This window comes from Yersinia ruckeri ATCC 29473, from assembly GCF_000754815.1.
Taxonomy (GTDB): domain Bacteria; phylum Pseudomonadota; class Gammaproteobacteria; order Enterobacterales; family Enterobacteriaceae; genus Yersinia; species Yersinia ruckeri.
In genome coordinates this window covers 48,744-64,728 of the sequence record NZ_KN150747.1, presented here as the reverse complement: position 1 = coordinate 64,728, position 15,985 = coordinate 48,744, and the positions used below count along the sequence as shown (strand labels likewise).

Below are 15,985 nucleotides of genomic sequence, written 5' to 3'. Positions count from 1 at the left end.
CTTGATGGGAGGGACAATTAATGAAAACAATATCGATCTGTTAACTGCTTTATTCGTATTTGACTGACTTAGAACAATGCTTTGCCTGAACTGTCTTTTACATTGGTTTTCCAGGCGGCACGAACCTGTTCAACCACTTCGGCTGGCAATGTTGCATAATCCAGTTCGCTGGCTTGTTTCGCTCCGTGGGTATAAGCCCAGTCGAAGAACTTCAACACTTCAGCACCTTTCTCTGCATTTTTCTGGGCCTTATGTACCAGAATAAAGGTGGTAGAAGTAATTGGCCATGCGCCCTCACCTTTCTGGTTGGTCAGATCCTGTGCAAAGGTCTTGCTCCAATCAACGCCTTTCGCTGCGGCGCTGAAATTCTCTTCCGTTGGGCTGACCGCTTTGCCATCCGCAGAAATCAATTTGGTGTAAGCCAAGTTGTTCTGTTTGGCATAAGCATATTCCACATAACCAATTGAACCCGGTAAACGCTGAACGAAAGCGGCGATACCATCATTACCTTTACCGCCTAAACCGGTCGGCCAGTTAACCGTAGAACCGGCACCGATCTTCTCTTTCCACTGTGCATTCACTTTCGCCAGATAGCTGGTGAATACGAATGAAGTACCTGAACCATCGGCACGACGCACTACCGCGATATTTTGATCCGGCAGTTTTACGCCTGGATTTAATTTAACAATAGCGGGATCGTTCCATTTTTTCACATTACCGAGATAGATATCTCCCAATGTCTGACCATCCAAGGTCAGTTCACCCGATTTAACGCCCGGCAAGTTGACTGCCAGCACCACACCACCAATCACGGTAGGGAACTGGAACAAACCGTCTGCCGCCAGCTTGTCATCAGACAACGGCGCATCAGAGGCACCGAAATCCACGGTATTGGCGATAATTTGCTTCACGCCACCCGAAGAACCGATCCCCTGATAGTTAACCTTGTTACCTGTTTCTTTCTGATAAGAATCTGCCCACTTGGCATACACCGGTGCGGGGAATGTCGCACCTGCACCCGTCAGGCTAGCAGCAGCGAACGCGGACACAGTTGTCATAGATAAGGTCGCTGCCACAATGCTGGCTACGGTGGTACGCATCAGTCTCATAATCCCTCCTAATGGGATATTGGAATCAAACTCAAAATTGTGTTCATCAGATTAAGTATGGTGCAGGAGGGAAAATAGGACAGTTTAGTGACAGAAAAATGTATTAAATATGACGGTTTTATGACAATTCAAAAAAGAGAGGATTTATCATCAGTAAAAAAGATCAATAAGCATGATCTCCGCTAAAATGCATCAGTACAGCCGAGGGTTTTTCGCACTGTAATCAGTTTGTCATATAACGACCAACACCAGTACCTGAGCGTCAAAATGAACAACTATTCAGCTAATCTACCATTAAAAAAATAGCCCATTATTTTCATAACGGACTATTTTTAGCGCAATATCAGCAGGATTAACCTGCAGAGGAATAAATTGAAATCAACTATTCAACCGTAACTGATTTTGCCAGGTTACGTGGCTGATCCACATCGGTACCTTTGATTAAGGCTACGTGGTAAGACAGCAGTTGTAGCGGCACTGTGTAGAAAATAGGCGCAATAATCTCTTCTACATGTGGCAGCTGAATAATCTTCATCCCATCGCAGTCGGTAAAACCAGCGTTTTGATCAGCGAAAACATACAGTAACCCCCCACGGGCACGCACTTCTTCGATGTTGGATTTCAGTTTTTCCAGCAATTCATTGTTTGGTGCAACCACAATGACCGGCATATCAGCATCAATCAGCGCCAGCGGGCCGTGTTTCAATTCACCAGCAGCATAAGCTTCCGCATGAATATAAGAGATTTCTTTCAGTTTCAGCGCCCCTTCCATTGCGATCGGATACTGATCGCCACGACCGAGGAATAAGGCATGCTGTTTGTCGGAGAAACCTTCAGCCAGTGCTTCAATAGTTTTATCCAGAGACAACATTTGTTCAATACGTGCAGGCAACGCCTGCAATGCATGCACCACGTCGTGCTCTAAACTTTCCGGCTTGCCTTTCAGGCGACCAACTTTAGCCACCAGCATCAGCAATACCGTCAATTGGGTGGTAAAAGCTTTGGTTGAGGCAACGCCGATTTCAGTCCCGGCTTTGGTCATTAACGCCAAATCAGACTCGCGTACCAGAGAAGAGCCAGCTACGTTACAGATAGCCAGAGAACCCAAGTAACCCAGTTCCTTAGACAAACGCAGTGCTGCCAGCGTATCCGCCGTTTCACCGGATTGAGATAAGGTGATCAACAGGCTGTTTGGGCGCACCGCAGACTTGCGGTAACGAAACTCAGAGGCAATTTCCACATCGCAAGGTACGCCAGCCAAAGCTTCGAACCAATAACGAGAAACCATTCCTGAGTTGTAAGAGGTCCCGCAGGCGATGATTTGGATATGTTGAACGTTAGCCAGCAGCTCATCAGCATTCGGGCCTAATTCTGACAGATCGATCAAACCGTGGTTTAAACGGCCTTCCAGCGTGTTTTTAATCGCCATCGGCTGCTCATAGATTTCTTTCTGCATGTAGTGACGATAAATGCCTTTTTCGCCAGCATCATATTGAACCTGAGATTCAATTTCAGCACGTTCAACAGCATCACCACTTTTATCGAAGATTTTTACGCTACGACGCGTAACTTCAACCACATCACCTTCTTCCAGGTAGATAAAGCGGCGAGTGACTGGCAATAATGCCAGTTGGTCAGAAGCGATAAAGTTTTCACCTACACCACAGCCGATAACCAGCGGGCTACCAGAACGAGCGGCCACCAGCGTACTTGGATCGCGGCTATCCATGACGACGGTACCGTAAGCACCACGCAACTGAGGAATGACACGCTTCACAACTTCCAACAGAGAGCCGCCCTGCCGTTGTTCCCAATCCACCAGATGAGCAATAACTTCAGTGTCAGTCTCTGAATTGAACTTATAGCCACGGCTAATCAGCAACTCACGCAATGGCTCGTGGTTTTCGATAATCCCGTTATGAACCACGGAGATATACTCAGAAACATGCGGATGAGCATTCGACTCGGAAGGTTCGCCGTGGGTTGCCCAGCGGGTATGAGCAATACCAGTGCCACCGTGTAACTCCGTTTTTTCTGCCGCATCAGACAAAGCCTGAACTTTACCCACGCGACGAAGACGAGTCATATTACCTTTGCTATCTACCACGGATAGACCGGCAGAGTCATAGCCACGGTACTCAAGACGGCGCAAGCCTTCGATCAGAATCTCAGCAATATCACGTTGCGCTACTGCGCCAACAATTCCACACATCAGTTTAATTCCTATTTTAGATTCTTTGAAAAGAACCTATTCGATGCCAGTGACCTGATTTTTCCGGATTTTCCGGGTTCCCCGAGCCTGTAGAGTTTGGGGATTATTATGTTTTGCTTGATATTTTCAGCCACTCAAAGCTAAAAACACCGAGCAAAACATTCCTTTCATGGCATGACACCATGAAAGGATATCAATCAGATTTTTTTGGCCGGACGTTTCCAACCCTGAATATTGACCTGTTTAACACGGCTTAATACCAGTTCATTCTCAGCCACGTTGTGGGTAACCGTAGTGCCGGCACCAATAGTGGCTCCTTTGGCGATAGTCACGGGCGCAACCAGTTGAGTATCGGAGCCAACGAAAACATCATCACCAATGATGGTTTTAAACTTGTTCTTACCATCATAGTTACAGGTTATTGTTCCAGCACCAATATTCACCCCAGCACCTATTTCGGCATCACCCAGATAGGATAAATGACCGGCTTTAGAACCTTTGCCCAAGCGTGCTTTTTTGATTTCGACAAAGTTGCCAACGTGAGCGCCTTCGGCCAACTCGGCACCGGGACGCAAGCGAGCAAATGGTCCTACGGTGCAAGTTGCATCCAAACGCGCATCTTCCAGCACACTGTACGGGCTTATTTCACAATCATCGCCAATGACACAGTTTTTCAGCACACAACCACTACCAACTCTAACTCGATCACCCAAAGTGACCTTACCTTCGATAATGACATTAGTATCAATGGTAATATCGCGGCCGTGAGTTAATTCACCACGCAGATCAAAACGCGCTGGATCCAGTAACATGACACCAGCCAGCAACAGTTTCTCTGCTTGCTCTGACTGAAATTCTCGTTCCAGACTCGCCAACTGCATACGGTTATTCACACCTTCAACTTCACTGAGACGAGAAGGATGCACCGTTTCTATTTTTTTACCCGCAGCATGAGCCAGAGCGATAATATCGGTAATATAGAACTCACCCTGCACATTATTATTATCCAACATGGACAACCAATGTTTTAGATCGCGGCCATTAGCGACCAGAATACCGGTGTTGACCTCGTTAATGGTGCGCTGAGATTCGCTGGCATCTTTATGTTCAACGATACCCACAACTTCACCATTCTCACGTACGATACGGCCATAACCGGTAGGATCGCCTAATTTCACCGTCAGCAATCCAATACCGCCTTCAGGCTTAACTGCCAACAAACGCTGCAAGGTATCGACGGAGATCAACGGCACATCGCCATACAACATCAAGATATCTTCATCGTCAGAGAAATAAGGCGCAGCCTGCTGCATCGCATGACCCGTACCCAACTGTTCTGCCTGCAATACCCAGTTTAATGCGGGATCACTAAGCGTCTTTTTCAGTAAATCCCCACCGTGACCGTAAACCAGATGCACATTACTGGAACCCAGCTTCATTGCCGCATCAATAACATGCTGAACCATCGGTTTACCTGCCAAAGGGTGCAATACCTTAGGAAGGTCGGAATACATACGAGTTCCCTTACCTGCGGCAAGGATAACTACACTCATTGTGCTGTTAGACATAAGCAACCTGATAACTCCCATTGAATGGACGAAAGTAAAACCGTTTACCGATAAAATTACTACATATTTCTCAGCGAAAAATGCCGCAAACCCGCATAGCTAAAGGATTGCATTACTTATGTATAAGCTCAAAAAAAGCAGAAAAAAGTGTCGGCAATCGACGACGTTTTAACGCTATTTTTACTGATCAATACTAACTTTATCATGCAATAAAGCACTTATTTTACGATAAAAAACAAGACAAATCAGAAAGAAACTCTCTCGATAAAAAAATGGCTTAGTGACGCCACGGATTTATCTGATTATCTACAGGCTCTGTTTATAGGCCAGATTTATTGACAAAAATAACCCTAATTATTAATTAACGAATGAGCTAAAACAGCTCGAAATCATCAACAATGGTTTAACTATTAATAGAACAACAAGATAAACGCGATTAATTAAATGAGACAGAGGGAAAGGAAAAGAAGAAAAGAAGAAAAGAAAAATGCCAGTCAGCTTTCACTAACTGGCACCTTATTACTCTATAAGTCAGACAGCAATAAACTATCTGACTCTATACAGTTACATCGCTTTACGGGTTAGTTCGATTACGCGTAATTTCGCGATCGCCTTCGCCAGTTCAGCGGATGCCTGAGCATAGTCGACATCACCGTGGGAATTGTTGATGTGGGCTTCAGCTTTACGCTTAGATTCCAGCGCCTTAGCTTCATCCAAATCCGTTCCGCGAATAGCAGTGTCAGCCAATACGATTACAACACTCGGTTGCACCTCGAGGATGCCGCCAGAAAGATAAATAAACTCTTCCTCACCGAACTGTTTAACAATACGTATCATGCCAGGCTTAATGGCAGTGAGCAGTGGGGCGTGACCAGGGAAAATACCCAGCTCACCTTCACTACCCGTCACCTGAATTTTTTGTACTACGCCAGAGAACATCTTTTTCTCTGCGCTTACAACATCCAGGTGGTAAGTCATTGCAGCCATGTCACCCTCCAGTCAACAGCGTTACAGTTTCTTGGCTTTTTCCACTGCTTCTTCAATGGTACCAACCATGTAGAACGCCTGCTCCGGCAAGTGGTCATAGTCGCCGTTCATAATGCCTTTGAAACCACGGATGGTATCTTTCAGCGAAACAAACTTGCCCGGTGAACCGGTGAAGACTTCTGCCACGAAGAACGGTTGAGACAGGAAGCGCTGGATTTTACGCGCACGGGATACAACCAGTTTGTCATCTTCTGACAACTCGTCCATACCCAGAATCGCGATGATATCTTTCAGTTCCTGGTAACGTTGCAGAATAGACTGCACGCCACGCGCTACATCGTAATGTTCCTGACCAACAACCAATGGATCAAGCTGGCGGCTGGTGGAGTCAAGCGGGTCAACTGCTGGGTAAATACCCAAAGAGGCAATTTGACGGCTCAATACCACGGTAGCATCCAAGTGAGCAAAGGTGGTTGCTGGTGATGGGTCAGTCAAGTCATCCGCAGGTACGTAAACGGCCTGTACGGAGGTGATTGAACCCGTCTTGGTGGAAGTAATACGTTCCTGCAACACACCCATCTCTTCTGCCAGTGTTGGCTGGTAACCTACCGCCGATGGCATACGACCCAGCAGTGCAGAAACTTCTGTACCGGCTAAGGTATAACGATAGATGTTATCGATGAACAGCAGTACATCACGACCTTCATCACGGAATTTTTCCGCCATGGTCAGGCCAGTCAGTGCTACACGCAGACGGTTACCCGGTGGCTCATTCATCTGACCGTAAACCAGCGATACTTTATCCAGAACGTTGGAATCCGTCATTTCGTGGTAGAAATCGTTACCCTCACGAGTACGCTCACCCACGCCGGCAAATACAGAATAACCTGAGTGCTCGATCGCAATGTTACGGATCAGCTCCATCATGTTTACTGTTTTACCTACACCCGCACCACCGAACAGACCAACTTTACCGCCTTTAGCAAACGGACAAATCAGATCCATTACCTTGATACCGGTTTCCAGCAGATCCTGAGAGCTGGCAAGCTCTTCGTAAGAAGGCGCTTCACGGTGGATTGCCCAACGCTCTTCTTCACCAATAGGACCTTTCATGTCGATTGGGTCACCCAATACGTTCATGATACGGCCCAGGGTCGCTTTACCGACTGGCACTTCAATTGGGTGTTCCAGGTTGGTGACTTTCAACCCGCGGCTCAGACCATCGGAAGAGCCCATTGCGATACAACGAACAACACCACCGCCTAGCTGTTGCTGAACTTCAAGCACCAGCTTGGAAGCCGTGCCTTCGACCTCAAGGGCGTTGTACACTTTTGGTACAGCGTCTTGGGGGAATTCGACGTCCACTACGGCGCCGATTACCTGGATAATCTTTCCAGTAGCCATCTTGAATCCTCTACGTAATACATTTACCCGTCATATTTCACATTGCTGACGCGTTGGCTGTCTTCTCTCACTCTCGTTGCTTACTCGAGTAAGCGCCAAGAGGCTCGCTCAGTTACCGCTTTCCCGCAATCTGAACTAGTTAGGGTAATAGCCTGGTTAAACCGCGGAGGCTCCCCCGACGATCTCGGTGAGTTCCTGAGTGATGCTGGCCTGACGAGCCTTGTTGTAAACCAACTGTAGCTCTTTGATCAGGCTACCGCCGTTATCGGTGGCGGCTTTCATCGCTACCATTCGCGCGGCCTGTTCGCTAGCCAGGTTTTCAACGACACCCTGATAAACCTGTGATTCCACATAGCGACGTAGGAGAGTATCCAACAACGCTTTAGGATCAGGTTCGTACAGGTAATCCCAGGATTTTTTCTTCAGCTTCAGCTCGCCGTCTTCCGCAGGTGGAAGAGGTAACAGCTGCATGATCCGTGGTTCCTGAGACATGGTGTTGATAAACTTGTTATTGACTACATACAGTTTGTCCAAGCGGCCTTCATCGTAGGCTTGCAGCATCACTTTCACCGGACCGATCAGTTCTGACAGAGAAGGGTTATCCCCCATGCCAGTAACTTGAGCAACAATATTGCCGCCCACGGAACCGAAGAAAGAGGCCGCTTTGGAACCGATCAGGGCGAGATCGCACTCGACACCTTTTTCGGACCAGACTTTCATCTCAGCCAACAGTTTTTTGAACAGGTTAATGTTCAAACCACCACATAGACCACGGTCTGTAGAAACCACCAGATACCCAACGCGTTTAACTTCACGCTCATCCAGGTACGGGTGTTTGTATTCCAGATTACCTAACGCGAGGTGACCAATCACACTACGCATCGTTTCTGCATAAGGACGGCTGGCCGCCATGCGTTCCTGCGATTTACGCATTTTGGAGGCGGCGACCATCTCCATGGCTTTGGTGATCTTTTGCGTGTTTTGCACGCTGGCGATCTTGGAACGTATCTCTTTTGCGCCGGCCATTTCTGCTTCTCCTCATTGCCAGACGGCCTGCTTCTCTAATGAAAAGCAGAGCCGCATAGCGTTACCAGGACTGGGTTGCCTTGAATGTATCGAGGATGCCTTTCAGCTTGGCCTCGATCTCATCGTTATACGCGCCAGTTTGGTTGATTTGTTGCAGAAGCTCAGCATGCTCGCGATCAGCAAAAGCTAACAGCGCAGCTTCAAAGCTACCCACCTTCGCCAGCTCGATATCACCCAGATAACCACGTTCGGCAGCAAACAGAACCAGAGACTGTTGTGCGACAGACATCGGCGCATACTGTTTCTGTTTCAAAAGCTCAGTCACTTTCTGACCGTGGCTCAGTTGCTTACGTGTAGCATCATCCAGATCGGATGCGAACTGGGAGAACGCCGCAAGTTCACGATACTGTGCCAGAGCGGTACGGATACCACCGGACAGTTTTTTCATGATCTTGGTCTGCGCTGCACCACCCACACGAGATACGGAGATACCTGGGTTTACCGCAGGACGAATACCGGCGTTAAACAGGCTGGATTCCAGGAAGATCTGACCATCGGTAATGGAAATTACGTTGGTCGGAACGAACGCGGAAACGTCACCTGCTTGCGTTTCGATGATCGGCAGAGCGGTCAAAGAACCGGTTTTACCTTTCACTTCACCTTGGGTAAATGCTTCAACATAGTCGGCGTTGACACGCGCAGCACGTTCCAGCAAGCGGGAGTGGAGGTAGAATACGTCGCCAGGATAAGCTTCACGGCCTGGTGGACGACGAAGCAGCAAGGAGATTTGACGATATGCAACAGCCTGTTTGGACAGGTCATCATAAATAATCAGCGCATCTTCACCGCGATCACGGAAATATTCACCCATGGCACAACCGGAGTAAGGTGCCAGGTATTGCAATGCTGCGGATTCTGACGCGGTAGCAACCACCACAATGGTGTTAGCCAAAGCGCCATGTTCTTCCAGTTTACGCACTACGTTTGCAACAGTAGAGGCTTTCTGGCCGATAGCAACATACACACATTTAATGCCGGAATCGCGCTGGTTGATGATCGCATCGATCGCCAGAGCAGTTTTACCGGTTTGACGGTCACCGATGATCAATTCACGCTGACCACGACCGATTGGAATCATGGCATCAACGGATTTGTAACCCGTTTGAACGGGTTCATCAACGGATTGACGTTCAATAACGCCCGGTGCAATAGCTTCAACAGCGGAGAAGCCGTCGTTTTCTACCGGACCTTTACCATCAATAGGTTCACCCAGAGTATTGACGACGCGCCCCAACAGGCCACGACCGACAGGAACTTCCAGGATACGGCCTGTACATTTAACCTTCATGCCTTCGGCAAGATCGGCGTACGGACCCATAACGACTGCACCAACAGAGTCGCGCTCCAGGTTCAGTGCGATTGCATAACGGTTACCTGGCAATGCGATCATCTCGCCCTGCATAACTTCGGCCAAACCGTGTACGCGGATGATCCCGTCACTGACGGAAACAATAGTACCTTCATTGTGAGCTTCGCTCACCACATTGAACTGAGCAATGCGCTGCTTGATCAGTTCGCTGATTTCGGTGGAATTCAGTTGCATATGCTCCAGTCCCCTTAAGACTGCAAGACGTCTGCCAGGCGTTCAAGACGACCGCGAACGCTGCCATCTATCACCATATCGCCCGCACGTATTACGACGCCGGCCATTACAGACTTATCAATTTTGCAATTCAGCTTAACTTTGCGTGACAGACGTTTTTCCATCGCAGCGGCAATTTTAGCCAGCTGTTCGTCGTTCAGTGTTCTCGCTGAGAACACCTCAACGTCGACGGTAGCCTCCAATGAGGCACGCAGTTGAATAAACTGCTGTAACACCTCAGGAAGAACCAGTAAACGGCTATTCTCCGCCATAACTCGAATGAAGTTCTGAGCGGGCACATCGAGCTGATCACCACAAACGGCGATGAACGTTTTCGACATTGCTTCAGGCGCAACAGCACCGGAAAGCAATTCAGCAATCTGTTCATTGCACGTTACCTGAGCGGTAAACGCCAGCATTTCCTGCCAGCGTTCAACCGCCTGGTGCTCAACAGCAAAGTCAAAAGCTGCTTTGGCGTAGGGGCGAGCTACAGTTACAAATTCAGACATCAGCCCCTCCCTCCTTACAGTTCAGCGACCAGTTTATCAACGATGTCGCTGTTAGCAGCTTCATCCACGGAACGTTCGATGATCTTCTCGGCGCCAGCTATTGCCAACATCGCGACTTGCTTACGCAACTCTTCACGAGCGCGCTTACGTTCGGCGTCGATCTCTGCCTGCGCTTGCGCCACGATTTTGTTACGTTCCTGTTCAGCTTCGGCTTTAGCCTCATCAAGGATCTGAGCTTTACGTTTAGACGCTTGCTCGATGATCACCTGAGCTTCTGCTTTCGCTTTCTTCAGTTGGTCGGTCGCATTGGCTTGCGCTAAGTCCAAATCTTTTTTGGCACGTTCAGCAGAAGAGAGACCGTCAGCAATTTCTTTTTGACGCTTCTCAATGGCAGCCATAATTGGCGGCCATACATACTTCATACAGAATATGACAAACAGGACAAACGCGATGGCCTGGCCGAGGATTGTTGCGTTAAGATTCACAGCACAATGCCTCTTTCAAAGTTAATAGTTTGGTGTAGTTCACAGTAGAGAAAATCTCTACTTACGCGACAGCAAACATCACGTACAGACCCAGACCAACAGCGATCATTGGGATGGCGTCAACCAGGCCCATGACGATAAAGAACTGTGTACGCAGCAGAGGAATCAGGTCAGGCTGACGTGCAGCGCCTTCCAAAAATTTACCACCCAGGATGCCGATACCGATCGCAGCACCGATTGCCGCTAAACCCATCATTATAGCGGCAGCCATGTACAGCAGATCCATATTCAGGTTTTCCATGACAGTCTCCAGTTATTTCAGTTAAACGCAGTAGTGTTATAAGAAAATCAGTGCTCTTCAGACGCCATCGAGAGATAGACAATCGTCAGAACCATGAAGATAAAGGCTTGCAACGTAATGATCAGTACATGGAAAATGGCCCAAGGCACACTTAACAACCACTGAGACCACCACGGCAGCAGGCCAGCAATCAGGATGAAGATCAACTCACCCGCATACATGTTGCCGAACAGTCGTAGACCGAGTGAAACCGGTTTGGACAGCAGGCTGACACCTTCCAGGATCAAGTTGACTGGAATGAATACCGGGTGATTGAACGGCTGCATCGTTAATTCTTTAACGAAACCGCCTACACCTTTCATTTTTATGCTGTAGAACAGGATCAGGATGAAGACACCCAAAGCCATAGACAAGGTAATGCTCACGTCCGCAGTCGGTACCACGCGCAATGCAGGTAACCCAAAGACGTGTTCGCCGATGTAAGGCAGCAAATCGATTGGCAGCAAGTCCATCATGTTCATCAGGAAAACCCAGACGAACACGGTCAGTGCCAGAGGAGCGATCACTTTACTCTTGCCGTGATACATATCCTTCACGCTGCTGTCGACAAAACCGATAATCAATTCAACGGCAGTCTGCAATTTACCCGGAACACCACTAGTGGCACCTGCAGCAACTTTGCGGAACAAAAGCAGAAAAGCTAACCCCAGCACGACAGAGAAGAACAATGAGTCAATGTTCAACGTCCAGAACGATGCAGGGCCAGTAGAGTGGGGATTGACCAACTCGAAGGTACGCAGGTCCAACTGAAGGTTATTCAGATGGTGGCCTATATAGTCCCTTGGAGTAGAGATTTCTCCTGATGCAGACATGATGCCTCTTACCCTTTTTTAGTTAAATACGATAACTGTTTTAAGTACGGTAACCGCTAATTACGACCGGTGCCAATATCTGCACAATCAGCACCGATAAGTAGGTTAAACCGAGTGGGACAAACGCCGCTTTAAACAGCCCCAAAGCCACAATCAGTAAAGTTATCGTAACGATAACTTTTAATCCTTCGCCAATAGCAAACGTCCAAGCAACACGACCCGGAGCGGCTGTTTTTGCCTGATGGTGGCAAGCAAACAGCATAAACATGGTATTTGGCAACCAAGCCGCCAAACCCCCTGCGAGTGCAGAAACACTCCATTCCAAGCCTTTTAAACCGAAAGCGGCACTGAGAACAACAAAAGTCATTAACTGCAAAAGCAGCAACTTTCGCGCAATTTTCCCATTGTAAAGGGATACAGGCATGACGTTTGTTCTCTCCCTACCCCTGAGGGGGTATTCTGAGTGACGTATAAAACTGCCTTTGCTCCAGAGAGTCAAGCAGCAAAAAACGAGCAAATTATACGGGGCACACAAACGAATTCAATCGATAAGTAGCGAAAAGGTGAACAATTATTTAAATTTTCTTCTTTAGGACTCTTTTCACAAGAAATCCCTCGAAATAAAGATCTCATTTAATTGTTAGACGATTCCACTAATAATCAACAAATCGTGCAGTGCATCACATAACTCAATATTCTCTCTATATAACCAGAATATTTTTCTGTGTCTTTAACCAAAAGAGCGATTAAAAATATATAAAAATCAAAATATTAAATTAAAACCTTTCTAAAACAACTTATCTACCAGGTGAAAACCTTTTATTGACATTTTCGATAATGATATTGCAACAACTTAAATACAAATACGGATATAATAACAATAGAATTAATTACATTAGTTACTATGTATCTGCCTTCAATTAATTATTATCATGTGCTGCTGGCGGTCATTGTGAACGACAGGTTAAATATTATGCGTTTTGCATTTAAACTAGCGACAAAAACCGAGCCTTTGAAGATTATCTAAAACGAGCTAAGTTTATTGACTTTTTTTGATAAAAAACAAAGTTAGTTTGGCTTAAGAATAATCAAATGTCGTTCACCATCCAACTCAGGCACCAGTAATCGGACAACTGACTCCAATTGGATACCCTTTGGCAAGGTGGCCAACTCATCGTCAGGACACACACCTTTCAGTGCGTAGAAGCGCCCTTCAGGCCGACTTGGCAAATGATGACACCATGACAGCATATCGTCTAACGAAGCAAATGCACGGCTTATTACGCCGTCAAAACCGGGTTCACCACTAAAGTCCTCCACCCGGCTCTGAACTGGTTCGATATTATTCAATCCCAGCTCGTGTTGTACCTGGCGCAAAAACCGTACCCGTTTGCCAAGACTGTCCAACAAGGTGAAATGGGAATCAGGACGTACGATCGCCAAAGGGATTCCCGGTAAGCCTGGCCCCGTCCCCACATCGATAAAACGTTGCCCCTGCAAATGCGGGTTAACCACGATACTGTCCAGAATATGGCGAATAAGCATTTGTTCCGGATCACGAACGGAAGTCAGATTGTAGGCTTTGTTCCATTTGTGCAGCAGTTCAACATAGCCGACAAGTTGTTGTTTTTGCTTATCGGGTAATGATATTCCCGCGATTTTTAGCAAGGATTCTAATTTTTTTAACACCACAATGTCCTCTGGACAGAAATAGTACTACCAGCGTTGATAAATAATCGAATAGTTAATCAGCCAACTATCAGTTGGCTGTCAGCGGGGAACCAAACGCAGCACACCGGATAAAACATCAGGCACTGCGGCGAAGTAGACCCTGTTTTTTCAACCAAACCAGCAAAATGGATATTGCCGCTGGCGTGACACCTGAAATACGAGATGCCTGCCCGATCGAGCTAGGTTTGTGATCGTTTAGCTTAGCGGTCACTTCATTCGACAAACCGGAAACTTGACTGTAATCCAAATCTGTAGGCAACAATGTGTTTTCATTACGCAGCTGACGTTCGATTTCTTCCTGCTGACGCGCAATGTAACCTTCGTATTTCACTTGGATTTCAACCTGATCCGCAGCTTGGGGATCACTCAATGCAGGGCCAAATTTATCCAATGCAGTTAACATGCGGTAATCGATTTCAGGGCGACGTAGTAATTCTTCACCATTGGCTTCTTTCGACAAAGGTGCTTTAAGTAAGGCATTGATCTCTTGAATTTTTTCAGAGTTCGGATGCACCATGATATCCCGTAAGCGTTGACGTTCTTTCTCGATCTGCTCAATTTTTAGGCTGTAATGAGCCCAACGAGCATCGTCGACCAGCCCTAATTTCCGCCCCATTTCGGTCAGTCGTAAATCGGCGTTATCTTCGCGCAGCATCAAGCGATATTCAGCTCGGGATGTAAACATTCGGTACGGTTCTTTGGTGCCTAGAGTGCTTAAATCATCAACCAAAACGCCAAGGTAAGCTTCATCGCGACGTGGGAACCAACCCTCGTCGTCGTTGGCAAAGCGGCCAGCATTAAGGCCAGCAAGCAACCCTTGAGCTGCAGCTTCTTCGTATCCGGTCGTTCCGTTGATTTGTCCAGCAAAGAACAGCCCCTGGATATATTTGCTTTCCAGGGTTGGTTTCAGGTCACGAGGATCGAAGAAATCGTATTCGATAGCATAGCCAGGACGAATGATGCGGGCATTTTCCATACCTTTCATCGAACGAACGATTTGCATCTGGACATCAAATGGCAAGCTGGTGGAAATACCGTTTGGATAAATTTCGTTGCTGGTCAACCCTTCAGGTTCAAGGAAGATCTGATGCGCATTGCGATCGGCAAAACGCATCACTTTGTCTTCAATGGAAGGGCAGTAACGTGGTCCGATCCCCTCAATGATCCCAGCATACATTGGGCTACGATCGAGGTTATTACGGATCACCTCATGGGTTTTTTCATTGGTGTAGGTGATATGACAAGCCATTTGTTCAGGATGTTGTGATGCATTACCGAGGAACGAAAATACTGGTACAGGATCATCACCTAACTGTGGAGCCAATTGGCTAAAATCAATGGTTCGCGCATCAATGCGCGGTGGTGTACCGGTTTTCAGGCGATTAACCCGAAGCGGTAATTCACGTAAACGCTGGGAAAGCGAGATGGACGGAGGATCGCCTGCGCGGCCACCACTGTAGTTTTCCAACCCGATATGAATCTTGCCATCCAGGAAGGTACCCACGGTCAGCACAACGGCTTTGGCGCGGAATTTAAGCCCCATCTGGGTAACTGCACCCACGACACGATCGTTTTCCACAATCAGATCTTCAACAGGTTGTTGGAAGATCATCAGATTTGGCTGATTCTCCAGAGCAGTACGTACCGCTTGACGGTAAAGTACCCTATCCGCTTGTGCCCGAGTCGCTCTGACGGCAGGACCTTTGCTTGCGTTTAGTATCCTAAACTGAATACCTGCGTGGTCAGTTGCGATGGCCATTAGTCCACCGAGAGCATCGATCTCTTTTACCAGATGTCCCTTACCAATACCCCCTATCGCTGGGTTGCAAGACATTTGCCCCAGGGTATCGATATTGTGTGTCAGTAATAGGGTCTGACGTCCCATGCGTGCCGCTGCCATAGCAGCCTCTGTGCCTGCATGACCACCACCGATGATGATGACGTCAAATTGATCTGGATAAAACATGGTACTGCACCTCGCCGTTATGCGAATGATCGTTGGTTTGCCCTAGGGTGGGGGATTCTACTCAAGTTTAGACGATCGACCAAGTGCCTTAGGATCGCCCTTAATTAAAAGAAGATCTTTTTATTTAAAGATCTCTTTATTAGATCTTCTATTAGGATCGTGATCATCTGTGG

General features: G+C 47.4%; 14 protein-coding genes. All 14 read right to left on the bottom strand.

Translation table 11 applies throughout. The features are described from left to right. Nucleotides 1–68: 68 nt before the first annotated feature. Entirely contained in the window at nt 69–1,109 is a 1,041-nt protein-coding gene (gene pstS, locus DJ39_RS00300) for a phosphate ABC transporter substrate-binding protein PstS (RefSeq protein ID WP_038242199.1), read from the bottom strand. 382 nt (nt 1,110–1,491) lie between these two features. Next, a complete protein-coding gene (glmS, locus tag DJ39_RS00295; RefSeq protein WP_004718208.1) occupies nt 1,492–3,321 on the bottom strand; it encodes a glutamine--fructose-6-phosphate transaminase (isomerizing) in 1,830 nt (609 codons plus the stop codon). Between the two features lie 197 nt (nt 3,322–3,518). Continuing rightward, a complete protein-coding gene (gene glmU / locus DJ39_RS00290; RefSeq protein ID WP_038242200.1) occupies nt 3,519–4,889 on the bottom strand; it encodes a bifunctional UDP-N-acetylglucosamine diphosphorylase/glucosamine-1-phosphate N-acetyltransferase GlmU in 1,371 nt (456 codons plus the stop codon). Nucleotides 4,890–5,453: 564 nt separating this feature from the next. Continuing rightward, entirely contained in the window at nt 5,454–5,876 is a 423-nt protein-coding gene (locus tag DJ39_RS00285) for a F0F1 ATP synthase subunit epsilon (RefSeq protein ID WP_038242203.1), read from the bottom strand. 21 nt (nt 5,877–5,897) lie between these two features. Beyond that, nucleotides 5,898–7,280, bottom strand: a complete 1,383-nt coding sequence (gene atpD / locus DJ39_RS00280; RefSeq protein WP_038242209.1) for a F0F1 ATP synthase subunit beta — start codon at nt 7,278–7,280, stop codon at nt 5,898–5,900. A 156-nt stretch (nt 7,281–7,436) separates the two neighbouring features. Next, entirely contained in the window at nt 7,437–8,306 is an 870-nt protein-coding gene (gene atpG / locus DJ39_RS00275) for a F0F1 ATP synthase subunit gamma (RefSeq protein ID WP_004718200.1), read from the bottom strand. A gap of 61 nt (nt 8,307–8,367) precedes the next feature. Continuing rightward, nucleotides 8,368–9,909 (bottom strand): F0F1 ATP synthase subunit alpha, encoded by a 1,542-nt coding sequence (gene atpA, locus DJ39_RS00270; protein WP_004718198.1) that lies wholly within the window; start codon nt 9,907–9,909, stop codon nt 8,368–8,370. Between the two features lie 14 nt (nt 9,910–9,923). Further along, nucleotides 9,924–10,457 carry a F0F1 ATP synthase subunit delta gene (gene atpH, locus DJ39_RS00265; protein WP_004718197.1) on the bottom strand — a complete coding sequence of 178 codons (534 nt, stop codon included), beginning with the start codon at nt 10,455–10,457 and terminating at the stop codon, nt 9,924–9,926. Nucleotides 10,458–10,471: 14 nt separating this feature from the next. Beyond that, entirely contained in the window at nt 10,472–10,942 is a 471-nt protein-coding gene (gene atpF / locus DJ39_RS00260; RefSeq protein WP_038242211.1) for a F0F1 ATP synthase subunit B, read from the bottom strand. 61 nt (nt 10,943–11,003) lie between these two features. After that, nucleotides 11,004–11,243 (bottom strand): F0F1 ATP synthase subunit C, encoded by a 240-nt coding sequence (atpE, locus tag DJ39_RS00255; protein ID WP_004393045.1) that lies wholly within the window; start codon nt 11,241–11,243, stop codon nt 11,004–11,006. A 47-nt stretch (nt 11,244–11,290) separates the two neighbouring features. After that, nucleotides 11,291–12,115 (bottom strand): F0F1 ATP synthase subunit A, encoded by an 825-nt coding sequence (gene atpB / locus DJ39_RS00250; protein WP_038242216.1) that lies wholly within the window; start codon nt 12,113–12,115, stop codon nt 11,291–11,293. A 40-nt stretch (nt 12,116–12,155) separates the two neighbouring features. Then, a complete protein-coding gene (gene atpI / locus DJ39_RS00245; RefSeq protein WP_038242217.1) occupies nt 12,156–12,539 on the bottom strand; it encodes a F0F1 ATP synthase subunit I in 384 nt (127 codons plus the stop codon). 644 nt (nt 12,540–13,183) lie between these two features. Further along, nucleotides 13,184–13,804 carry a 16S rRNA (guanine(527)-N(7))-methyltransferase RsmG gene (rsmG, locus tag DJ39_RS00240; protein ID WP_038242254.1) on the bottom strand — a complete coding sequence of 207 codons (621 nt, stop codon included), beginning with the start codon at nt 13,802–13,804 and terminating at the stop codon, nt 13,184–13,186. Nucleotides 13,805–13,922: 118 nt separating this feature from the next. Continuing rightward, a complete protein-coding gene (mnmG, locus tag DJ39_RS00235; RefSeq protein WP_004718186.1) occupies nt 13,923–15,812 on the bottom strand; it encodes a tRNA uridine-5-carboxymethylaminomethyl(34) synthesis enzyme MnmG in 1,890 nt (629 codons plus the stop codon). Nucleotides 15,813–15,985 lie beyond the last annotated feature (173 nt).